This is a genomic window from Flagellimonas sediminis (assembly GCF_010500845.1).
Taxonomy (GTDB): Bacteria; Bacteroidota; Bacteroidia; order Flavobacteriales; family Flavobacteriaceae; genus Flagellimonas; species Flagellimonas sediminis.
Genome location: NZ_JAAAMI010000003.1, coordinates 260,947 through 282,733 on the forward strand (window position 1 = coordinate 260,947; position 21,787 = coordinate 282,733).

The window sequence follows — 21,787 nt, forward strand, 5'->3', positions numbered from 1 at the left end:
TTTTTGTTTGTAGTGCTCTGATATGTATATAATTATAATATCTTTAGGCAACCGATACCCCAAAACAATTCACTGTGAAAAAGATAATTCTGCTATTGATCGCGCTCCTGCCCTTGTTTTCCATGGGGCAACGAAAACCTAAGATAAAGGGAAGCCGCATTGTTACCGAAGTGAGTGAGGAACTGCCCTCGTTCAATGCCATTGTGCTCAATGATAATTTGGATATTGTCCTCGAAAGATCATACGGACCGGGTTATCGTGTTGTGGCGGATGATAATTTGATTGACATCCTAAAATTCAATGTGCAGGATAGTACATTGATTATCAGTTCCTATTATGATGTTACCGCAAAAAAACAGTTTGATATCACCATCAACTATACCGATTTAAGGGCTATAACCCTAAAGGATGGCAGTGTCGTTTCAAAGGATATCATAGAAAGCGATGAGCTTTTTGTAGATGGTTTCAATCAGACCAGATTGGATATCAAGGCAAATGCGGCCGTTATGGATATCAATTTGGAAGATAACAGCAAGGGTAATTTCAATGTGGATGTGGATTCGTTGAACATTAGTATGGGCCACAGGGCAGAGGCTTTTGTATATGCGGTGAATGAAACCGGGTTGGTAGATCTGGAAGGAAATGCGACCTTGGCCATTGAAGGTACCTCGGATAGGATTCAGGCCAAGTTAATGGGCGACGCCAAATTGAAGGGTGAAAAAATGGAAGTGGGCAACCTGATCCTCACTATGGAGAACGATCCCAGTGCTTGGGTATATGCCTTTCGAGACCTTGAACTCAGCATTAAGGGAAATTCCAAGGTATACCTCTATGGAACCCCTCAAATAACCGTTCTTGAATTTTTGGATACTTCGCAGCTCATCAAAAAGATGGAATGAACTTGGTTGCCTAAAGTACTTATTTTTCATTCCTCGAAGAATGTTTCCTGCCATGTCGTTTTGGACTATATTTGTTAAGCGATGAACGAACATTTAGACCCAACAGCGGATAATTTTAGCCAAGAAGAACTCGATATTGAAAGGGCATTACGGCCCATTTCTTTTGATGATTTTACCGGGCAGGCACAGGTATTGGAAAACCTGAAGGTGTTCGTGCAGGCGGCCAATCTTCGTGGTGAAGCCTTGGACCATACCCTTTTTCACGGTCCTCCCGGATTGGGGAAGACTACCTTGGCCCACATTCTGGCCAACGAGCTTGGAGTGAACATCAAAGTGACCTCTGGCCCCGTATTGGACAAACCGGGTGATTTGGCGGGTCTATTGACCAACTTGGAGGAACGCGATGTGCTTTTCATTGACGAGATACATAGATTGAGTCCCATTGTGGAAGAATACCTGTATTCCGCCATGGAAGATTACAAGATTGACATCATGATCGAAACGGGACCCAATGCCCGAAGCGTTCAGATAAACCTGAACCCGTTTACCTTGATTGGAGCAACAACGCGATCAGGTTTGCTGACGGCCCCCATGCGGGCTAGGTTCGGTATCCAAAGTCGATTGGAATATTATAATACCGAATTGTTGTCCACCATTGTAGAGCGAAGTGCTGAGATTTTAAAAGTGCCCATTTCCCAAGAGGCCGCCATTGAAATTGCGGGACGGAGCAGGGGCACCCCTAGGATTTGTAATGCTTTGTTGAGACGGGTAAGGGATTTTGCCCAGATCAAAGGAAATGGCAGCATCGATATTGGTATTTCACAATTTGGTCTTAAGGCGTTGAACGTGGATGCCCATGGCCTTGATGAAATGGACAATAAGATATTGGCCACCATCATCGATAAGTTTAAGGGTGGTCCGGTGGGGATTACGACCTTGGCCACTGCGGTTTCGGAAAGTGCCGAGACCATTGAAGAAGTGTACGAACCTTTCCTGATCCAACAAGGATTTATCATGCGTACTCCGCGAGGGCGTGAGGTTACCGAATTGGCGTACAAACACTTGGGAAGGATCAAAGGAGGCGTTCAGGGAGGTCTTTTTTAAAAACTTCTTTCATTTTAGGCAGGCGTCAAAAGTGTTAAAAAATCCATTTCTTTTTTGTATCTTACATAGTACTTTGTTTATCAGTGGTTTAGGTGTTTTTAGAATCAATTTTTGACTATTCCATGATGGAAAAACAAGGTGCTAGTCCCCAATTTTACGTTTAGAACTGAATTTCTTTTGAATGATGGTCGCAACCTTTTTACCTCATGGGTGAACCAATAAAGAACACGAAACCATCGCACTTGGAAGATGGGCATGCACTTTCCCTTCAGATCAAAAAGCTTGGCCTTAAAGTCGGAGTTGGAATGGGGATGATCATGCTTCTTTCGTTTGTCATTTTGATGTTGCGTTTTGGAGCCTTGGATGGGTTGCTTTCCACAGAAGCGATATCGGAAAGTATGGTATATGGTGAATATGACGTCAACCAACTAACCGCTTCTGCTGAAAACGACCTGATCAAAAAAGGCTTTGAAATTTTCAGGAATACCCCGCTGCATATTGGTCCCAAACAAACCGATAGCAATCAAATATTTGCAGGCAACAATTTGGCCTGTGCCAGTTGCCACTTGAATGGAGGAACCCAGCTTTTTGCGGCTCCTGTTATTGGTGTGGTCAAACGTTTTCCGCAGTATCGTGGCCGTGAAGACAAAATAGGAACCATCCAGCAACGGATAAACGGCTGCATGGAACGGAGCATGAACGGCAGGATGATGCCAGAGGACAACGAAGCCATGGTGGCCTTGGTGGCATATATGGATTGGTTGGGAAGAACGACTCCCCCAGATGGAAAGATTGAAGGTCAAGGTTTCGTGACCTTGGAACTACCTAACCGGGCCGTGGATTTGGAGCATGGCAAAAAAGTATTTGACCAACAATGTACGGTTTGCCATGGAGCGGACGGTCAAGGCCAGAAAATGGCCGATAGCGATTTGTACCTTTACCCACCCCTGTGGGGCCCGGATTCCTATAACAATGGAGCCGGAATGACCCGTGTCATCACCGCCGCAGAATTTATTAAGGCCAATATGCCCTTTGGCACTACATACGAAAACCCAATTTTGACGGATGAAGAAGCCTATGACGTGGCCGGGTTCATCAACCAGCAGCTTCGGCCCTCCAAGGCCAATCGGGAAGCCGACTTTCCAAATCTTCTTAAAAAACCTGTCTCCACGCCCTACGGCCCATACGTGGATCCTTTCTCAGAGGAACAGCATCAGCTGGGACCATTCCAACCCATTATGGAATTCTACCAAAAGGAGTATCAGCTCAAAAAAACCAAATAAACACAATTAATAATGGAAACAACAAATGCAACATCGCGAAGAAAGTTTATGGGAGCGATGATGCTGGGTGCCACTGCATCCACATTATCGGCTTTTTCCAATCCTGCGTTGACAGGAATGGCAGATTTTTCACATTCAATAATGAATGATGCAGAGGCTTGGATGAAAACCATTAAGGGAAGCCACCGTGTAGTGTACGACGGTTCTTATCCCCACAAAGGATTTCCGATTATATGGAATTGGGCCTACTACTTGTCCAACAATGAGATGGGGTCGCCAGATATTGATGTAACGGCTATGACGGTTTTACGCCATGATGGTATTCCCTTGGCTTTACATGATGACCTCTGGAAAAAATATCCCCTTGGGGAAATGTTCCATGTTAAAAAGGCGGATGGTACCGTTTACGATCGAAACCCCTATTACGAACCGCAAGAAGGAGATTTTCCACTTCCAATGATACAGGGTATCAAGGATATGATAGGTAGGGGAGCTATGTTCTGTGTTTGTAATTTGGCTTTGAACGTGTACAGCAGTTTTGCTGCCCAGGCCGCAGGTAAAGATCCTGGTGAAGTATACGAGGAGTGGAAGGCTGCCGTGTTACCCGGAATCCAGATTGTACCTTCAGGAGTTTGGGCATTGGGGAGGGCCCAGGAGGAAGGATGTGGTTATATTTTTGCAGGAGAGTAAAGGTGAAATCATGAGAACATTCGTTTTATTCGTTTGCCTTTTAATGACAGGTTTGCTTTCTGCACAGAAAGAACCCATAAAGGTAGTTTTTGATGTAACCAGCGCCAATCCGGAAGTCCATCGGACTGCAGCCAAGCATTTACGGTTGATGGCCGAGGCCTATCCCGATTCCCAATTTGAAATGGTCATTTACAGTGGTGCCATTGAAATGGTGGATAAAAAAGCTTCCGTAGCTGGGGAAACCCTGACCGAAATGGTAAAAAGGGACAATGTATCGGTGGTGGTCTGTGAGCAGACCATGAAACGCCATAAGATGGTACATGATGATCTGATTCCTGGAGTGGGCTCTGTCCCGGACGGGATTTTTGAAATCGTGATGAAACAGCAGGAAGGTTGGGGGTACATCAAGGAAGTGAACTGAATGTATTTTTAGTTCATCCGAATATCTGCTAACTTTAGGGCATGAACGCCACCCAATGGACACAACAAATCAAGACCGAGGCCAAACGCCTCGGTTTTTTGTCGTGCGGTATTTCCAAAGCTGGTTTTTTGGAAATTGAAGCTCCCAGACTGGAAAAATGGCTCAACCAGAACATGCATGGCGAAATGAGGTATATGGAAAACCATTTTGACAAACGTTTGGACCCCACCAAATTGGTGGAAGGCTCCAAATCGGTCATTTCCCTGTTGTTGAATTATTTTCCTTCCGAAAGCCAGAATCCAGATGCGTACAAAATTTCCAAATACGCTTATGGTACCGATTATCACTTTGTGATAAAGGATAAACTGAAACAATTGCTCCATTTCATTCAAGAGGAAATTGGGGAGGTGCACGGGCGTGCCTTTGTAGATTCGGCACCCGTTTTGGACAAGGCATGGGCAGCCAAAAGTGGTTTGGGTTGGATCGGCAAAAACAGTAATCTGTTGACCCAGCAAGTAGGGTCTTTTTACTTTATCGCCGAACTTATTGTAGATCTAGAGTTGGATTATGACACGCCGGTAACGGATCATTGCGGAACCTGCACGGCTTGTATCGATGCATGTCCTACCCAAGCCATCGTGGAACCTTATGTAGTGGATGGTAGTAAGTGCATATCCTATTTTACTATCGAATTGAAAAATGAAATCCCATCCGAGTTTCATGGAAAATTGGACGATTGGATGTTCGGTTGTGATGTGTGCCAGGATGTTTGCCCATGGAACCGCTTTTCAGCCCCACACCAGGAACCACTTTTCAACCCCAATCCGGATTTGCTTAACTATTCCAAAAAGGATTGGGAAGAAATTACCGAGGAAGTTTTTCAGGAAATTTTCAAGAAATCAGCCGTGAAACGAACCAAATGGGAAGGATTAAGGCGAAATATTACATTTTTGAAGGAGTGATTGCCATGAAAGATGGTTTGTTTTCAAATTAAAAGGCTTGAAATAACGAAAAATGCTATATTAACACACATATTTTGATAAATTCACATTTCAAGATATATGCTGTAGAAAATTAACCAAACTCAGACTATGCTCAACAGAATAAAACCCAAACTCAGCTTTTGGCAAATCTTCAATATGAACGTTGGGTTTCTTGGAATCCAATATAGCTTTGGCTTGCAACAAAGTGCAATCAATCCCATTTTTCTATTTCTTGGGGCAAAAGAGGAAATCCTTCCCATTTTGAATATTGCGGGGCCGGTTACTGGATTGGTGATTCAACCTTTGATAGGGGCTATTTCAGATAAGACTTGGTCACCACGTTGGGGTAGAAGAAAACCCTTCTTTCTGATAGGTGCCCTTATGGGTAGTTTGTGTCTTTTTGCCTTTCCGTTAAGTCCCGCCCTTTGGTTTGCCGTTGGTCTCCTATGGATTTTGGATGTGGGCAACAACATGGCCATGGAGCCTTACCGTGCTTTTGTAGGCGATAAATTGCCCGATGAACAATTGAGCATGGGATACCAAATGCAAAGTTTATTTGTTGGGGCGGGAATCTTGTTGGCCAATGCCTCGCTCTTTTTGTTCCAGGATTGGTTTGGTGGGGGTCAGGATATTGAAGGGACCATTCCGAAATGGCTATACTATTCGTTCTTTATTGGGTCGTTTCTTTCCATTGCGACCATTTCATGGTCCGTATTCAAAACTCCAGAAATTCCACCAACGGATGCTGAGTTGGAAGAAATCAACAGGCATAAAAATCTACCTTTTGCCGAAAGGTTTAAGATGCCGTTTGTGGAAATTAGGCACGCAGTTAAGGAAATGCCCGGATTTATGTGGCGACTTTCGGCCGTATACCTCTTTCAATGGTATGCCCTTTTTGTGTATTGGCAGTTTATAACGCCATTGTTCCGGGTGACCATGGGATATGGTACTTCCGAAGCGGCGGCCCAAGCGGCCAAAATGAGTACCACTTACAATGTGGTCACAGCGGTCGTAGCTTTGATCTTGGTGCCGCTTACCCTTCGGTTTGGAGGCAAAAAAGTCTATGCCCTCAGTCTTTTTGGCACCGCCATTGCCTTGATATCCATTCCTTACATTTCGGATCCTGTTTTTGTGTTGTTCCCCATGGTGTTGTTCGGTATTGGGTGGGCGGCCATGATGGGGATTCCCTATAGTATGGTATCCAAAATTGTTCCACAAGAACGAAGGGGGGTATATATGGGCATTTTGAATATGATGATTGTAATCCCGATGGGAATCCAAACAGTATCCTTCGGTCCCATATTCAAGAATTTTTTAGGGGCAAACTCCGTAAATGTGATGCTTTTTGCCGGGACATTTTTTGTGATCGCCGGACTTTTGGCCACCCGGTTGAACATGCCCAAAGACCCAAACAAATCCAGAATCGGGTTATAACTTTCAGGATGCCAATCAAATACCGTCCCATTTGCATTTCAGGTCCATTTGGGTAATATGATATAAATATTTGATTGTCGTAATGTTCCCTAAAAATATCGGAATGCCCTAACTTTACCGATTCATTGGCTAACTTATGAGCAAGGAAAAACAAAGACGGGAGGCATTGCAATATCATGCAGAGCCCCAACCTGGAAAGATAAAGATTGTTCCCACAAAACCCTATTCCACTCAACGTGATTTGGCATTGGCCTATTCACCGGGGGTAGCTGAACCCTGTTTGGAAATTGAAAAGAACAAGGACGACGTTTACAAATACACCGCCAAAGGAAATATTGTAGCCGTCATTTCAAACGGAACCGCAGTTTTGGGATTGGGAAATATAGGTCCCGAAGCATCCAAACCGGTAATGGAAGGAAAAAGTTTGCTCTTTAAGATTTTTGCCGATATAGACGGAATAGACATTGAGTTGGATACGGAAGATGTGGATAAGTTCGTCGAGACGGTAAAGACCATTGCCCCGACTTTTGGAGGTATCAACTTGGAAGACATCAAGGCTCCCGAAGCGTTCGAAATTGAAAGACGCCTAAAGGAAGAACTTGATATTCCCGTGATGCACGATGATCAGCATGGTACGGCCATAATTTCTGCGGCAGCCTTGTTGAATGCATTGGAAATAGCCAATAAAAAAATTGAGGAAGTAAAAATCGTGGTCAGTGGTGCAGGGGCCGCAGCCGTTTCGTGCACCCGATTGTACAAAGCCTTCGGGGCAAGTGCCAAAAACATCGTGATGTTGGATAGCAAGGGTGTGATCAGAAGTGATAGGCCCAATCTCAGTATAGAGAAATTGGAGTTCGCCACAGATAGAAAAATTGATACCCTTGAGGAAGCCATGAAGGATTCCGATGTTTTTATCGGACTTTCCATAGCCAATGTGGTTACTCCGGATATGTTGCTTTCTATGGCGGATACCCCGATTGTTTTTGCCATGGCCAATCCCGATCCGGAAATCGAATACGAGTTGGCCTGTAAGACCCGTAAGGACATCATCATGGCAACTGGTCGTTCCGATCATCCCAACCAGGTGAACAATGTACTCGGATTCCCATTTATTTTTAGGGGAGCCTTGGATGTTAGATCCACGAAAATCAATGAGGAAATGAAAATGGCGGCTGTTAGGGCGTTGGCCGATTTAACCCGCGAATCCGTTCCGGAACAGGTAAATATTGCCTACGATACTACACGTCTGACTTTTGGTAAGGATTATATCATTCCAAAACCCTTCGATCCCCGTTTGATCACTACAATCCCGCCTGCCGTGGCTAGGGCCGCTATGGAGAGTGGTGTGGCCAAAGCACCTATACAGGATTGGGACAAGTATGAAGAGGAATTATACCAACGTTCGGGCAACGATAACAAAGTAGTGCGTTTGATGCATAACAGGGCCAAGCTCAATCCAAAACGTATCGTTTTTGCGGAAGCAGAATTGTTGGATGTACTGAAGGCTGCCCAGATTGTGCATGACGAAGGTATTGCGCAACCTATACTTTTGGGTCATAAGGAAACTATTGAACAGTTAAAGAAAGACCTTGATTTTGATGCACAGGTGCCGATCATTGATCCGCGTTCCGATGAATTCCGTGAAATGCGAACGAGATATGCATTAAAACTCTGGGAATCCAGGCAAAGAAAAGGGGAGACCAGGTATAGTGCCAGAGTGAACATGGGCAAACGCAACTATTTTGGTGCCATGATGTTGCAAGAAGGCGATGCAGATGGAATGATTTCAGGTTATTCCCGATCATATCCACGTGTGCTTCGTCCCGTTTTTGAGGTATTGGGAAGGGCCAAAGGAGTGAAGAATGCATCAACCGTGAATATTATGATCACTGCAAGGGGACCTTTGTTTTTGGCGGACACCTCCATCAACATAGACCCGGATGCTGAACAATTGGCGGAAATTGCTCAAATGACGGCCAATGTGGCCAAAACCTTTGGTTTTGATCCCGTGGTGGCCATGTTGTCCTATGCCAATTTTGGATCATCGGCTCACCCGCATGCCCAAAAAGTTAGGGAAGCGGTGCGCATTTTACACGAACGCAACCCTGAATTGGTAGTGGACGGAGAAATCCAGACGGATTTTGCTTTAAGTCCTGAACTTTCCAATAATAATTTTCCTTTTTCCAAGATATCCGGTAAAAAGGTGAACACGCTTATTTTCCCGAATTTGGAATCTGCCAACATCACTTATAAATTGTTGAAAGGGTTGAACAATGCCGATTCCATTGGTCCGATCATGGTTGGTTTGCCACGTGCGGCCCACATCATTCAATTGGGTGCCAGCGTAGATGAAATGGTGAACATGGCTGCCGTAGCTGTTATTGATGCCCAGGAAAGGGAAAAAAGAAGAAAAGCTCGAATGGGTGAGGAGTAAATCCATAACCCGCAACATAAGCAATCCGAAAACCTGATGATAGAACATTTAAGAGGAAAACTGGTAGAAAAAAATCCAACCTACGTAATTGTGGAGTGCAATGGGGTAGGCTATTTTTTGAACATTTCTCTTCACACCTTTTCCATGCTCAAAGATCAGGAGAACATTCACATGCACACCCACTTATTGGTCAAGGAAGATTCCCATACTTTATTCGGATTCGCAGAGCGTTCCGAACGGGAAATCTTCCGATTATTGATTTCCGTTTCCGGGGTGGGTTCCAGTACGGCGCGTACCATGTTGTCTTCCCTTTCCCCAAGTGATGTTAGGGATGCCATTGCCGGAGGTGATGTGGCCACGATCCAAGCCGTAAAGGGCATTGGGGCCAAGACGGCACAACGAGTAATCTTGGACTTAAAGGACAAGATTTTGAAAGTCTATGATATGGGTGAAGTTTCATCCCAAACAAACAATACAAATAAAGAAGAAGCGTTATCTGCATTAGAGGTTCTTGGTTTCACCAGAAAGCAATCTGAAAAGGTGGTGGACAAGGTCGTTGCCCAAGACACTTCGCTTAGCGTAGAGAACATTATAAAACTGGCGCTGAAAAATTTGTAACTAGTTTGAAAAGAGGGGCGAAACCAATACTTAAACCAACACGTTTTAAGTACATTTTCTTTATGGTCTGTTTTTTGGTCGTGGCAATTGCCAAAGGCCAGGAAACCACCGAGCAGGCTCAGGATTCCGTACCGACCGGAGTGGAGCTTGGTCGCCTTATTTTAAACAATCCCGATAGCATTATTGCCAAATATACCTACGATCCCAAAACGGACCGTTACATCTATACGGAAAGTGTTGGGGATTTCAATATCAACTATCCCATCATCCTTACCCCGGAGCAGTATTATGAACTGGTGCGTAAGGAGCAGATGAAATCCTACTTCAAGCAAAAGTCGGATGCTTATGCCGGTAAAAAGGAAGGAAGTGAGGAAGCCAGAAAAAACCTGTTGCCCAATTTTTATGTGAACAGTAATTTCTTCGAATCCATTTTTGGTGGAAATACAATAGAAGTGATTCCCCAAGGTTCCGTAGCCATGGATTTGGGGGTGTTGTGGCAAAAGAATGACAATCCGGCCCTTTCACCCCGTAATAGGACCAACCTTTCTTTTGATTTTGACCAGCGTATCAGTTTGAGTTTGCTGGGGAAAGTAGGGGAACGTCTACAAGTGACCGCCAACTATGATACCGAGGCCACTTTTGATTTTCAGAATTTGGTAAAGTTGGATTATACCCCAACAGAAGATGATATTCTCCAAAAAATAGAGATCGGTAACGTGAACATGCCTCTTAACAGTTCCCTGATTACCGGTGCACAAAGTCTTTTTGGGGTAAAGACCCAATTGAAATTTGGAAGAACGACCGTTACGGCTGTCTTTTCGGAACAGCGTTCCCAAAACAATACCGTTGTGGCCCAAGGTGGCGGACAGGTGAAGGATTTTACCATGACCGCCTTGGATTATGACGAGGACAGGCACTTTTTTCTGGCCCATTATTTTAGGGACAATTATGATCGCGCCCTAGAAAATTATCCGTTTATTCAAAGTCAGGTGCAGATTACCCGTTTGGAAGTTTGGGTGACCAACCGGAACCAACAGACCCAAAATGTACGGAATGTGGTGGCCATTCAGGATTTGGGTGAAGCCAATGAAGCCAATACCCGAATCGGAAGGAACAATGGGGACCCCGCAGGATTTTTCAACCCCTCCGCCATTGCATCGGGATTACCTCAAAACCCTGCCAATACCTATGATCCCAACCAAATTGGAAGTGGTGGCGCATTGACGCAATCCATCCGAGATATTGCTACGGTGGAATCTGGTTTCAATATCCCAGGGTATCCGGTGAATCAAGGGTTTGACTATGCCATTCTTGAAAATGCCAGAAAACTGGAAGCAGGTAGGGATTATGATTTTGATCCCCAATTGGGATATATCTCATTGAGCCAAAGTTTGAGCAACGATGAGGTATTGGGTGTTGCCTTCCAGTATACTTTTAACGGACAGGTATACCAAGTAGGTGAATTTGCCAACGGAGGTATAGATGCCACAACCGTCTCGACAACAACCAATCTCATTGAGAACAACACATTGATTTTGAAGTTGTTGAAAAGCAACATTACCAATGTGGAAGATCCCATTTGGGATTTGATGATGAAAAACATTTATTCCACCGGTGCTTATCAATTGAGTCAGGAAGATTTCAGGTTGAATATTCTATATTCCGATCCTACACCAAGGAACTACATTACACCCGTGGATCAAAACATTGGATGGCCATCCGGGTTGGAAGACCAAATTCTGCTTCGTGTCTTTAACTTGGACCGGTTGAACGCCTATAATGATATTCAGCCCGGTGGTGATGGATTCTTTGATTATTACGAAGGCATCACGGTTGATTCCCAAACTGGTCGCATCATCTTTACCAAAGTGGAACCTTTTGGAGAATTCCTTTTCGATTTACTTGGAGGCGGAACCTACGATGTGGAAAATGACCAAGGATACAATTCCAACCAAAGACGTTACGTATTTAGGAATATGTATGCCAAAACCAAGGCGGCTTCCCTTCAAAATGCAGAAAAAAACCGTTTTCAGATCAAAGGTCGATATAAGTCTTCCGGAAACAACGGCATCCCGATCGGGGCCTTTAACGTACCACAAGGTTCGGTTCGAGTGACAGCAGGCGGAAGACAATTACAGGAAGGTATCGACTATACGGTGAACTATCAAGCGGGAACGGTCCAAATATTGGATCCCAGTTTGGCCGCTTCGGATACCCCCATCAACATTTCTGTGGAAAATAATGCGGTTTTCGGACAACAGACAAGACGATTTGCCGGGGTGAATGTGGAACACCAGTTCAATGAAAACTTTGTATTGGGTGGTACCCTGCTCAACCTGAATGAACGTCCCCTTACCCAAAAATCCAATTACGGGGTAGAGCCCGTGAACAATACCATTTTTGGTCTGAACGGAAACTTCAGTACCGAAATTCCGTTCCTGACCCGTTTGGCGAACAAATTGCCCAATATTGATACCGATGTGCCCTCCAATCTTTCATTGCGAGGTGAGGTGGCATTCTTAAAACCGAACTCGCCTAAAAATGCAGATTTTCAGGGAGAGACCACAACTTATCTGGACGATTTTGAGGGAGCTCAGTCCCTGATCGATATCCGTTCTTCATTGGGTTGGACATTGGCAAGTCCGCCAGTGGAATTTTTACAGGACAGAACAGGAATCGATGTAGGGTACGAAAGGGCCAAAATGGCTTGGTATACCATCGACCCCATTTTTTATACCAACCAAAGACCAACCAGCTTATCGGACAACGATATTTCCTTGAACGCCACCCGTAGGGTGTTCATTGATGAGGTGTTTACCGAAACCGACATTGCCCAAGGGCAAACCCAGGTACAAAGCACCTTGGATATTGCCTATTACCCAAATCAAAAGGGGCCATACAACGCCAACCCAAGCTTTGAAACTGAAACAGCTGATAACAAATGGGCGGGAATCATGAGGCCTTTGAGTAGTACCAACTTTGAGCAATCAAATGTGGAATTTGTTCAATTTTGGGTCTTGGATCCCTATGTGGATGGGCAAGCAGCGGATGCCAATGTGGGGGAATTGGTATTGAACTTGGGTAATATTTCGGAAGATATTTTGAAGGACGGCCGTAAGCAATACGAGAACGGACTGCCAGCGACCACCAATAACGAGGTTCCAAGAGAAACCATTTGGGGTCAAGTGCCCTCCACACAATCCTTGGTATATGCCTTTGATGCGGACGAGGCCAACAGAACGGCCCAAGATGCTGGTCTGGATGGACTTGACGACGCAGAAGAACAGGCCATTTATAACGGTCCAGCGAGTGACCCGGCTTTGGATAACTATCAATATTACTTGAACAGGGAAGGAAGCATCTTGGATCGATACCTCGATTTTAACAATACCCAAGGCAACTCTCCCGTGACCGTGACCAATACCAATAGAGGTTCTACTACGCTTCCGGATGTGGAGGATATTGATAGGGACCTTACCATGAACACGGTGAACAGTTATTATGAATATCGCATCCAGATCAAACCGAATACCACCATCAATGATGAGTATGTGACCGATATCCGTGAAGGACTTACCCCAACCCTTCCCAACGGCACCCAATTGAACAGAAGGTGGATCCAGTACAAAGTTCCTTTGAGTGATTTTACTGATGCAGTGGGAGGTATTGCGGACTTTAGGTCCATCAGTTTTATGAGGATGTACCTTACAGGCTTTACCAGTGATGTGGTGCTCCGTTTTGCCACTTTGGATTTGGTCCGGGGCGATTGGAGGACCTATACCAGTTCCCTTCAACCGGATGTGGACAATGACCCAACCGATGACGGTACCGTAACGGATGTAAACACCGTGAACATTGAGGAGAACTATGGCAGACAGCCTATTCCGTATGTATTGCCTCCTGGAGTGGTTAGGGAACAGTTGAACAACAACAACACCATCATCCGTCAGAACGAGCAATCCTTGTCCTTTGTGGTGGAAAATTTGGAATCTCAGGATTCCAGAGGTGTTTTCAAAAGTGTGAACATTGATGTGAGACAGTACGAACGCCTTAAAATGTTCATGCATGCCGAGAAAATATTGAACGGGGATTATTCAGACAGTGATACCCCATTGGTCGGGTTCCTTCGGATCGGAACTGATTTTTCCGAAAACTTCTATCAAATCGAATTACCATTGCAGTTCACCTCCTATGGTGCCTCCTCCGCAGAGGAAATCTGGCCCGATGTTAACGAAATTGATATCGCCCTAAGTGATTTGAACAAAGTGAAGTCCAGAGGCATTTCCGATCAAACCCTTACACAGATCAATTATTATGAAATATTGGATGGTGAAGCGGTGCTTGTGGATGAATTTGCACCAAGAACTTTAGGTACCATCCGGATTGGAATAAGGGGTAACCCATCTTTGGGAAGAATACGGGCCATGATGGTCGGTGTAAAGAACATTGATAACGTACCGGCACGAGGCGAAGTGTGGTTCAACGAATTGCGTTTGGCGGGCTTGGACAACAAGGGAGGATGGGCGGCCATTGCCGCTTTGGATGCCAACATGGCCGATTTTGCCAATGTTACGGCAACGGGGAGCAAAAGTACGTCCGGATTTGGTTCCATCGATCAAACCCCGAACGAACGGTCCAGGGAAGATGCCATTTCTTATGACGTGGTAACCAATGTGAACGTGGGCCAATTGTTCCCCAAAAAATGGAACCTGCAATTGCCTTTCAACTACGGAATATCGGAAACCTTGATTACACCCGAGTTTGACCCCGTATATGATGATTTGAAACTGGATGACCGCATCGCCGCAGCTTCAACAGCTGAGGAAGCTGAAACCATTAAAAAACAAGCCGAGGATTATACAAAACGGACCAGTATCAATTTGATTGGGGTACGCAAGAACAGGGGAGAAGAAGCCAAGGAAAACTTCTTCGATATTGAAAACTTCACTTTTAACTATTCATACAACGAAACCAATCACCGCGATTTTGAGGTGGCCGACCTTAGGGATCAAAATGTGACCACGGGTGCAGTTTATAACTATAATTTTAAACCGGCCAGTGTGGCCCCGTTTGCCAAAAAAGACTCGTTGTTCATGAGCAAGTATTGGCAATGGTTAAAGGATTTGAACTTTAATTTGTTACCGACCAGTATTTCGGTCAATGCCAACTACAACCGTTCCTTCAATCAACAACGTTTTAGGGATGTGTTGGAACCAGGGGTAGAATCCTTGGCGTTGCCCTTGTTGCAACAGCGTAACTATCTTTTCAATTGGCAGTACGCGTTGAATTACAGTATTACCAAATCTTTGAGGGTAAACCTAACGGCATCCAACAACAATATTGTCCGTAATTATTTCAATGTGGATGATGATCCCGATTCGGGTATCAACCAAGCCTTGGATCTTTGGGATGGTTTCTTCGATATTGGGGAGCCCAACCGTCATGCGCAACAGATGCAGTTGAACTACGAATTGCCGTTCAGTAAGATACCGTTCTTGAATTTCATCAACGCTCAATATACCTACACCAGTAATTTTGATTGGCAGCGTGGGGGTGATGCCTTGATTGAGGTGGCTGGTGAGAACATCAATATTGTGCAGAACGCCAACACCCATAACCTGACCGCTAACTTGAGCATGCAACGTTTGTATGACTTTTTAGGATTGAAGAAAAAGGACGGTAAGGTAACGGCCAACCAAACTCCGATCAGAAGGGACAAGGCAGGCAATCCGGCAGGTGGTGAGGAAGATAAGGGTCCAAGAAAGACCAGTAAAGGTTTCAATACGTTGGTAGATGTGGTGACGATGGTGAAAAGGATTAATATCAACTACAGTGAGAATAACGGTACCGTTTTGCCAGGGTACACCCAATCGGTAGGATTTATCGGAACAGCAAGGCCAACCCTTGGATTCGTTTTTGGTAGTCAAGCCGATGTACGTTACGAAGCTGCCCGTAATGGTTGGTTAACGAGCTATCCGGAATACAATTCGCAATACATCCAAACCACAAGGAAACAATTGAACCTGACCGCCACGGCCCAGCCTACCCAGGATATTACCATCGATTTTAGTGCGGACAGACAATACACGAACACTTCGCAGGAAAATTATAGTCCGGAGCAATGGATCAATTTTGAGGACGGATTGGTCAACGAGATGGGGAATTTTAGTATTTCTACCGTTATGATCGGTACCATTTTCAACAAGAGTGACCAATTTGATTCCAAGACCTTTGAACAGTTTAAACAGAACAGGATAACCATTGCCAATCGATTGGTTTCTGATCGTGGCCAAAATCCAGGGGAATTGGATGAAGACGGTTTTCCGGAATTGTATGGAAAAACCCAACAGGAAGTATTATTGCCTGCTTTCTTCGCTGCTTATACAGGTCAGGATGTAAATAGGGTGAATTTGGATGCTTTCAGGGAAATCCCTATTCCGAACTGGAACATTAAGTATACCGGCTTGATGAAGAACCGCTGGTTCAAGAAGAAATTCAAACGGTTCTCATTGAGCCATGGCTATCGTGCCGCATACAGTATCAACCAGTTCCAGACCAATTTGGAACGCCAGAACACCCAGTTTGATGCCGAAACGGGGGATTTGTTGCCCGAGACTTTGATCAATAATGTGGTGCTTACCGATCAGTTCAACCCATTAATGCGTGTGGATTTTGAAATGGTGAACTCCTTTAGCTTTTTGGCAGAAGTGCGCACGGATAGAACATTGTCCTTGAGTTTTGACAATAACTTGTTGACCGAGATCAACGGGAAGGAATATACGCTGGGATTGGGTTATCGATTTAAAGATGTAAAGTTCGTGACCAATATTGGTGGAGAAAAAACAAGGTTGAAGGGCGATTTGAATCTGAAGGCCGACCTTTCCTTACGTGATAATATTACAATCATCCGAAACTTGGATATAGACAACAACCAAATTACATCGGGTCAAAAATTGGTCTCCATGAAATTTACGGCCGATTACGCCCTAAGCAAAAGTTTGAATGCCCTTTTCTTCTATGATCATTCTTTTTCCAAGTTTGCCGTATCCACTGCATTTCCGCAAACGACCATCAATGCTGGGTTCACGTTGCGGTACAACTTTGGAAACTAAACGAGATTCGAATCCAAATTCCTTCAATTTAATTGAAGTTATTGTTTGAAAAGCTTTCCGCAATCCGTTACATTTGCCCAACGACTAATTCAAACATATAATAATGAACATACCATCAGAATTAAAGTACACCAAGGACCATGAATGGGTAAGGATCGATGGGGATATTGCCACAGTTGGTATTACCGATTTTGCCCAGGGAGAGTTGGGGGATATCGTTTATGTAGAAGTGGAGACCTTGGATGAAACCTTGGATAAGGAAGAGGTTTTTGGAACAGTGGAGGCCGTAAAAACAGTTTCCGATCTTTTTTTACCATTGACGGGAGAGATCATAGAGTTCAATTCGGCTCTGGAAGATGAACCGGAAAAAGTAAACTCGGATCCGTACGGAGCTGGTTGGATGATCAAGATAAAGATTAGTGATGCCTCAGAGATTGAAGAGCTTTTGAATGCTGAGGATTACAAGGCATTGATTGGTGCTTAGGGCAAACCGATATACCTTATTTTTTATAGGCTGGGCGGTATTGATCACAATGCTCAGCTTATTTTCTTTCTCAACCTTGCATCTGAAAACGGGCAAAATACATGTTCCCTATGCGGATAAGATCACACATTTCGTGTTCTATTCCGGATTCGCTTTTTTGGGTAGTCTATGTTTAAGGGAGCGCACCCGGGGCAACGTCCCGTTGGGAAGGGCAACCTTGATGGTGCTGGTAACCGCCATATGTTATGGCATTCTTATTGAGCTATTGCAATATTTGTTCACCACGGACCGAATGGCCGAAATGGGTGATGTTTTGGCAAATTCTTTAGGAGCATTAACAGGAATCGGATTAATTCGATGGTTATTTTCTAAAGAAAAGCCGTTAAAATGGAAATTTTAATTGTTTATTTAACCAATTAATAATTAAATTAGCGAACACTAAATTTTTGAAAGGATGGAACTAAAAAAGAATCCAAAAGCGGACGTAGGTAGAAACAGCTCCCTTTACTTTGTGGTAGGGATGGCTGCTGTTTTGGCTTTGGTCTATGGCGCTATGGAGTGGAAGAAATACGACAAGGGTAACGATTATGATATCGCCTTGAACGTTGAAGATCAGTTGGACGAGGAAGTTCCGATGACGGAGCAGATCAAGACCCCGCCGCCGCCGCCGCCGCCCGCTGCACCAGAGGTGATCGAGGTAGTGGAGGATGAGGAAGAAGTGGAAGAAACCGTGATCGAGTCTACCGAAACCAGCCAAGAAGAGGAAGTGGTTGAAATCGAAGAGGTAGAGGTTGAAGAGGTTGAAGAAGATATTTCAGTTCCTTTTGCCGTAATCGAGGATGTACCCGTATTCCCTGGTTGCGAAGGAGCTAAAGATAAAAAGGCCTGTTTCCAAGAGCAGATGCAGGAGCATATCCGTAAAAATTTCCGCTATCCAGAAATTGCTCAAGAGATGGGAGTTCAAGGAAGGGTAAGCGTAATCTTCGTGATCCAAAAAGACGGAAGTATCGGGGACATCAGAATGCGAGGACCAGATAAGAACTTGGAGGCCGAAGCAAGAAGGATCATTGAGAAATTACCTAAAATGACCCCAGGTAAGCAAAGGGGAAGACCGGTAAAAGTACCATTCAGTATTCCGATTACCTTCAAACTGCAATAAAATATGATTGATTCCTGTTGAGGCAGGAATGGAAAAAGCCCTGATAATCACATCGGGGCTTTTTTTATGGCAATTCCGTTTCAATATATCGCAAGTGAATCATAAAACCGCAACTTAGGTTGCATAAGATAGCCGCTGACGTTATCTTTGCCAGCCAATTAACTTAGTGGATGAAATCTGCAGTAGGTTCCGTTAAAAACAATACCCTTTCCTTGATTTATACCGATTTCAAGGAAATCACCAAGGCCAAACTGGCCATCAGTGTGGTGTTCTCATCTATAGCGGGGTATTTTTTGGGTGCCTACCAAATCAATCTGGTTTCCGTTTTGCTGCTCACCTTTGGTGGTTATTGTATGGTAGGCGCTTCAAACGCCTATAATCAAGTCATTGAAAAGGATTTGGACGCCTTGATGAACCGAACCAAAAACCGACCCATCCCATCAGGAAGAATGTCGGTAAAGACTGCATTGACCATTGCGGTAACGTTAACGGTGCTTGGAGTGCTTTCCCTTTTGGCCCTTAGTCCAAAAACAGCTATGTTCGGGGCAATCTCCATTTTCCTGTACACCAGCGTATACACCCCTTTAAAAACCAAGACACCGCTTTCAGTTTTTGTGGGAGCTTTTCCCGGGGCCATACCCTTTATGTTGGGTTGGGTGGCGGCCACTGACGATTTTGGCATAGAGCCAGGAACCCTTTTCATGATCCAATTCTTTTGGCAATTCCCGCATTTTTGGGCTTTGGGCTGGATGTTGGATGAAGACTACAAAAAGGCAGGATTTAAAATGCTGCCTACGGGAAACAAGGATAAGGGAACAGCCATTCAGATTATTTTTTATACGTTCTGGATGATCGTGATTTCCATTGTTCCAGTGTTTGGAATCACCGGTCGTTTACAACTGTCCATTGTGGCAGCGGCCATTGTACTTTTAGCAGGATTGGTCATGCTGTTCTTTGCCTTCGGGCTATATGAAAAAAGGGATAATGTATCGGCAAGAAAGCTCATGTTGGCCAGTGTGACCTACATTTCATTGATTCAAGTAATATACGTTATAGATAAGTTTGTAAGTTGATATGGATTTGACCCAAGGAACAGAAGAAGAAAAAGTGGTCAGGGCAAAAAAGATGATGCTCTGGTTTGGTATCGTGAGTTTGACCATGGGCTTTGCCGGTTGGACCAGTGCCTACATTGTGAGCAGTAAACGCGAGGATTGGATCAGTGATCTGGAGTTGCCGCAAGCGTTTTTTGTAAGTACGGCAATCATCATTTTAAGTAGCATTACCTATTGGATGGCCAAGGCTTCCATCAAAAAAGAAAACCAAAAGCAAGCCACTATTTTTTTGACGACGACTTTGGCTTTGGGAATCACTTTTATAGTGCTGCAGTTCATTGGGTTTTCCCAAATGTTGAAAAACGGGTATTATTTTACAGGACCCACAAGTAACATTAAAATGTCCTATGTGTTCTTGCTTGCCGCTGTGCACATTGCACACGTGTTGGCTGGTCTGATAACCCTTTTGGTGGTGATGGTTCAGCAGTTACGTGGCAAGTACACGTCTGGCAAAATGCTGGGATTGGAGCTGGGGGCCACGTTTTGGCATTTTTTGGATTTTATTTGGGTGTATTTGATCCTCTTCATGTATTTCATGAAATAAAATTAGCTTGGAGTAGTTTTACTTCAACTTTATCTTTTCGAATACATCAAAAGGTGTAAATTTGTGAAAGTTTTAATAAAACGACCTTTTATATGGATGCAACGGTAACAACCGGTACTGAAGAGAGCGTTTGGGGAGGTGGTAATCAACCTCTGGGCGCTAGCTATGGAAAAATGATGATGTGGTTCTTTATCATGTCTGATGCACTTACCTTTTCTGGATTTTTGGTGGCATATGGCTTTTCAAGGTTCAAGTTCATTGAAGTTTGGCCTATTGCCGATGAGGTGTTCACACACGTGCCATTTTTCCACGGTAACTTTCCCATGTACTATGTGGCCTTTATGACCTTTATTCTGATTATGTCTTCCGTTACCATGGTATTGGCCGTGGACGCGGGGCATAAAATGAAGCAAAACAAGGTAATCATCTATATGTTCCTTACCGTTATCGGTGGTCTTATCTTCGTTGGGTCACAGGCTTGGGAATGGGCAACCTTCATCAGGGGAGACCATGGTGCCGTTGAGACCAAAGCTGGGAAGATCCTTCAGTTTGTGGATGCAGAGAGCGGAGCGAGATTATCGTTGGCCGATTTTGCAAAAACACTTCCAGAGGAAAGGGTAAAACACGAAAAGAGTGAGGGAATTTGGTTTGTTGGTGAAGGATACAAAACGTCTTTCTCCTTGAACGAGGTTGTAGAAGGTTTCAAGGCCAATCCAAACGTCGTTATCAGAACCGAACAATTGAATGAAGAAGGACATAAGACCGTTTTGGATAGGGCACAATCGCTTACGCAGCTTTCCCACGCTGCTCAGGTGGTGGAAGGTGCCAACCTGGTCCACAACGAATACGGTCACCGATTGTTTGCCGATTTCTTCTTCTTTATTACAGGATTCCACGGATTCCACGTATTCTCAGGGGTTATCATCAACATTATCATATTCTTCAATGTCATTTTGGGAACCTATGAGCGCAGGGGGCATTATGAAATGGTAGAGAAAGTTGGTCTTTACTGGCACTTTGTGGATTTGGTTTGGGTATTCGTATTTACATTCTTTTACTTGGTTTAAAACATTGATTTTTTATGGCACACGATCATAAACTCGAGATTTTTAGAGGACTTTTAAAATTTAAGTCGAACACCCAAAAAATATGGGGCGTATTGGTATTTCTTTCCATTGTTACCTCTGTGGAGGTAGCCTTGGGTATCATGAAACCAGCAGCCTTGACCCACAGTCACTTGTTGGGCATGAAGTTGCTTAACTGGATCTTTATCGTACTAACTTTGGTGAAGGCCTACTACATTGCTTGGGACTTTATGCACTTGCGTGATGAGAAGACCTCTTTGAGAAGGGTAATCGTATGGACCCCCGTGTTCCTTATTTGTTATTTGATTTTCATCTTGCTTTTTGAGGCGGACTACATCTACAATGTGTACAAGGACGGGTTTGTAACTTGGAACTTCTAAGAAAGTATTAACGATATGAAAAGACGGTTTTCCAGCCGTCTTTTT

The 21,787-nt window shown here is 44.3% G+C and carries 17 protein-coding genes; all 17 read left to right on the forward strand.

Annotated features, from left to right (window positions below):
* Positions 1–74 precede the first annotated feature (74 nt).
* The 17 genes from GTK07_RS08090 (at position 75) to GTK07_RS08170 (ending at position 21,742) form a co-directional block, all read left to right on the forward strand.
* Positions 75–899 (forward strand): GIN domain-containing protein, encoded by an 825-nt coding sequence (locus GTK07_RS08090; protein WP_163634779.1) that lies wholly within the window; start codon positions 75–77, stop codon positions 897–899.
* An 81-nt stretch (positions 900–980) separates the two neighbouring features.
* Positions 981–2,003, forward strand: coding sequence for a Holliday junction branch migration DNA helicase RuvB (ruvB, locus tag GTK07_RS08095; RefSeq protein WP_163634780.1), 1,023 nt, complete (start codon positions 981–983; stop codon positions 2,001–2,003).
* Positions 2,004–2,209: 206 nt separating this feature from the next.
* Positions 2,210–3,286, forward strand: coding sequence for a c-type cytochrome (locus GTK07_RS08100; protein WP_163634781.1), 1,077 nt, complete (start codon positions 2,210–2,212; stop codon positions 3,284–3,286).
* A gap of 12 nt (positions 3,287–3,298) precedes the next feature.
* Positions 3,299–3,976, forward strand: coding sequence for a Tat (twin-arginine translocation) pathway signal sequence containing protein (locus GTK07_RS08105; protein ID WP_163634782.1), 678 nt, complete (start codon positions 3,299–3,301; stop codon positions 3,974–3,976).
* A gap of 10 nt (positions 3,977–3,986) precedes the next feature.
* Positions 3,987–4,397: a DsrE family protein gene (locus GTK07_RS08110; protein WP_163634783.1), complete on the forward strand. Its 411-nt coding sequence runs from the start codon at positions 3,987–3,989 to the stop codon at positions 4,395–4,397.
* A 41-nt stretch (positions 4,398–4,438) separates the two neighbouring features.
* The gene (gene queG, locus GTK07_RS08115; RefSeq protein WP_163634784.1) at positions 4,439–5,359 is read left to right on the forward strand and encodes a tRNA epoxyqueuosine(34) reductase QueG; all 921 of its coding nucleotides are present in this window, start codon (positions 4,439–4,441) and stop codon (positions 5,357–5,359) included.
* A gap of 129 nt (positions 5,360–5,488) precedes the next feature.
* Positions 5,489–6,814: an MFS transporter gene (locus GTK07_RS08120; protein WP_163634785.1), complete on the forward strand. Its 1,326-nt coding sequence runs from the start codon at positions 5,489–5,491 to the stop codon at positions 6,812–6,814.
* Positions 6,815–6,950: 136 nt separating this feature from the next.
* Complete coding sequence (locus GTK07_RS08125) at positions 6,951–9,248, forward strand: NADP-dependent malic enzyme (RefSeq protein WP_163634786.1); 2,298 nt, start codon at positions 6,951–6,953, stop codon at positions 9,246–9,248.
* 36 nt (positions 9,249–9,284) lie between these two features.
* The gene (gene ruvA / locus GTK07_RS08130; protein ID WP_163634787.1) at positions 9,285–9,866 is read left to right on the forward strand and encodes a Holliday junction branch migration protein RuvA; all 582 of its coding nucleotides are present in this window, start codon (positions 9,285–9,287) and stop codon (positions 9,864–9,866) included.
* Between the two features lie 5 nt (positions 9,867–9,871).
* Complete coding sequence (gene sov, locus GTK07_RS08135) at positions 9,872–16,978, forward strand: T9SS outer membrane translocon Sov/SprA (RefSeq protein WP_163634788.1); 7,107 nt, start codon at positions 9,872–9,874, stop codon at positions 16,976–16,978.
* A gap of 103 nt (positions 16,979–17,081) precedes the next feature.
* Positions 17,082–17,462, forward strand: a complete 381-nt coding sequence (gene gcvH, locus GTK07_RS08140; RefSeq protein WP_163634789.1) for a glycine cleavage system protein GcvH — start codon at positions 17,082–17,084, stop codon at positions 17,460–17,462.
* Positions 17,463–17,538: 76 nt separating this feature from the next.
* Positions 17,539–17,862: a VanZ family protein gene (locus GTK07_RS08145; RefSeq protein WP_163634790.1), complete on the forward strand. Its 324-nt coding sequence runs from the start codon at positions 17,539–17,541 to the stop codon at positions 17,860–17,862.
* A gap of 54 nt (positions 17,863–17,916) precedes the next feature.
* Positions 17,917–18,621 (forward strand): energy transducer TonB, encoded by a 705-nt coding sequence (locus GTK07_RS08150; RefSeq protein WP_163634791.1) that lies wholly within the window; start codon positions 17,917–17,919, stop codon positions 18,619–18,621.
* 170 nt (positions 18,622–18,791) lie between these two features.
* Positions 18,792–19,694: a heme o synthase gene (cyoE, locus tag GTK07_RS08155; RefSeq protein ID WP_163634792.1), complete on the forward strand. Its 903-nt coding sequence runs from the start codon at positions 18,792–18,794 to the stop codon at positions 19,692–19,694.
* A 1-nt stretch (position 19,695) separates the two neighbouring features.
* On the forward strand, positions 19,696–20,277 hold the full coding sequence (locus tag GTK07_RS08160) for a cytochrome c oxidase subunit 3 (RefSeq protein ID WP_163634793.1): 582 nt from the start codon (positions 19,696–19,698) through the stop codon (positions 20,275–20,277).
* 92 nt (positions 20,278–20,369) lie between these two features.
* Positions 20,370–21,344 carry a cytochrome c oxidase subunit 3 gene (locus GTK07_RS08165; protein WP_163634794.1) on the forward strand — a complete coding sequence of 325 codons (975 nt, stop codon included), beginning with the start codon at positions 20,370–20,372 and terminating at the stop codon, positions 21,342–21,344.
* A gap of 14 nt (positions 21,345–21,358) precedes the next feature.
* Positions 21,359–21,742 carry a cytochrome C oxidase subunit IV family protein gene (locus GTK07_RS08170; protein WP_163634795.1) on the forward strand — a complete coding sequence of 128 codons (384 nt, stop codon included), beginning with the start codon at positions 21,359–21,361 and terminating at the stop codon, positions 21,740–21,742.
* The last annotated feature ends 45 nt before the right edge of the window (positions 21,743–21,787 follow it).

Excerpts from the sequence above, each read along its gene's own strand:
- ruvB (WP_163634780.1), top strand. The coding sequence starts at position 981 with ATGAACGAACATTTAGACCCAACAGCGGATAATTTTAGCCAAGAAGAA.
- GTK07_RS08100 (WP_163634781.1), top strand. The coding sequence starts at position 2,210 with ATGGGTGAACCAATAAAGAACACGAAACCATCGCACTTGGAAGATGGG.
- GTK07_RS08105 (WP_163634782.1), top strand. The coding sequence starts at position 3,299 with ATGGAAACAACAAATGCAACATCGCGAAGAAAGTTTATGGGAGCGATG.
- GTK07_RS08110 (WP_163634783.1), top strand. The coding sequence starts at position 3,987 with ATGAGAACATTCGTTTTATTCGTTTGCCTTTTAATGACAGGTTTGCTT.
- queG (WP_163634784.1), top strand. The coding sequence starts at position 4,439 with ATGAACGCCACCCAATGGACACAACAAATCAAGACCGAGGCCAAACGC.
- GTK07_RS08120 (WP_163634785.1), top strand. The coding sequence starts at position 5,489 with ATGCTCAACAGAATAAAACCCAAACTCAGCTTTTGGCAAATCTTCAAT.
- GTK07_RS08125 (WP_163634786.1), top strand. The coding sequence starts at position 6,951 with ATGAGCAAGGAAAAACAAAGACGGGAGGCATTGCAATATCATGCAGAG.
- ruvA (WP_163634787.1), top strand. The coding sequence starts at position 9,285 with ATGATAGAACATTTAAGAGGAAAACTGGTAGAAAAAAATCCAACCTAC.
- gcvH (WP_163634789.1), top strand. The coding sequence starts at position 17,082 with ATGAACATACCATCAGAATTAAAGTACACCAAGGACCATGAATGGGTA.
- GTK07_RS08150 (WP_163634791.1), top strand. The coding sequence starts at position 17,917 with ATGGAACTAAAAAAGAATCCAAAAGCGGACGTAGGTAGAAACAGCTCC.
- cyoE (WP_163634792.1), top strand. The coding sequence starts at position 18,792 with ATGAAATCTGCAGTAGGTTCCGTTAAAAACAATACCCTTTCCTTGATT.
- GTK07_RS08160 (WP_163634793.1), top strand. The coding sequence starts at position 19,696 with ATGGATTTGACCCAAGGAACAGAAGAAGAAAAAGTGGTCAGGGCAAAA.
- GTK07_RS08165 (WP_163634794.1), top strand. The coding sequence starts at position 20,370 with ATGGATGCAACGGTAACAACCGGTACTGAAGAGAGCGTTTGGGGAGGT.
- GTK07_RS08170 (WP_163634795.1), top strand. The coding sequence starts at position 21,359 with ATGGCACACGATCATAAACTCGAGATTTTTAGAGGACTTTTAAAATTT.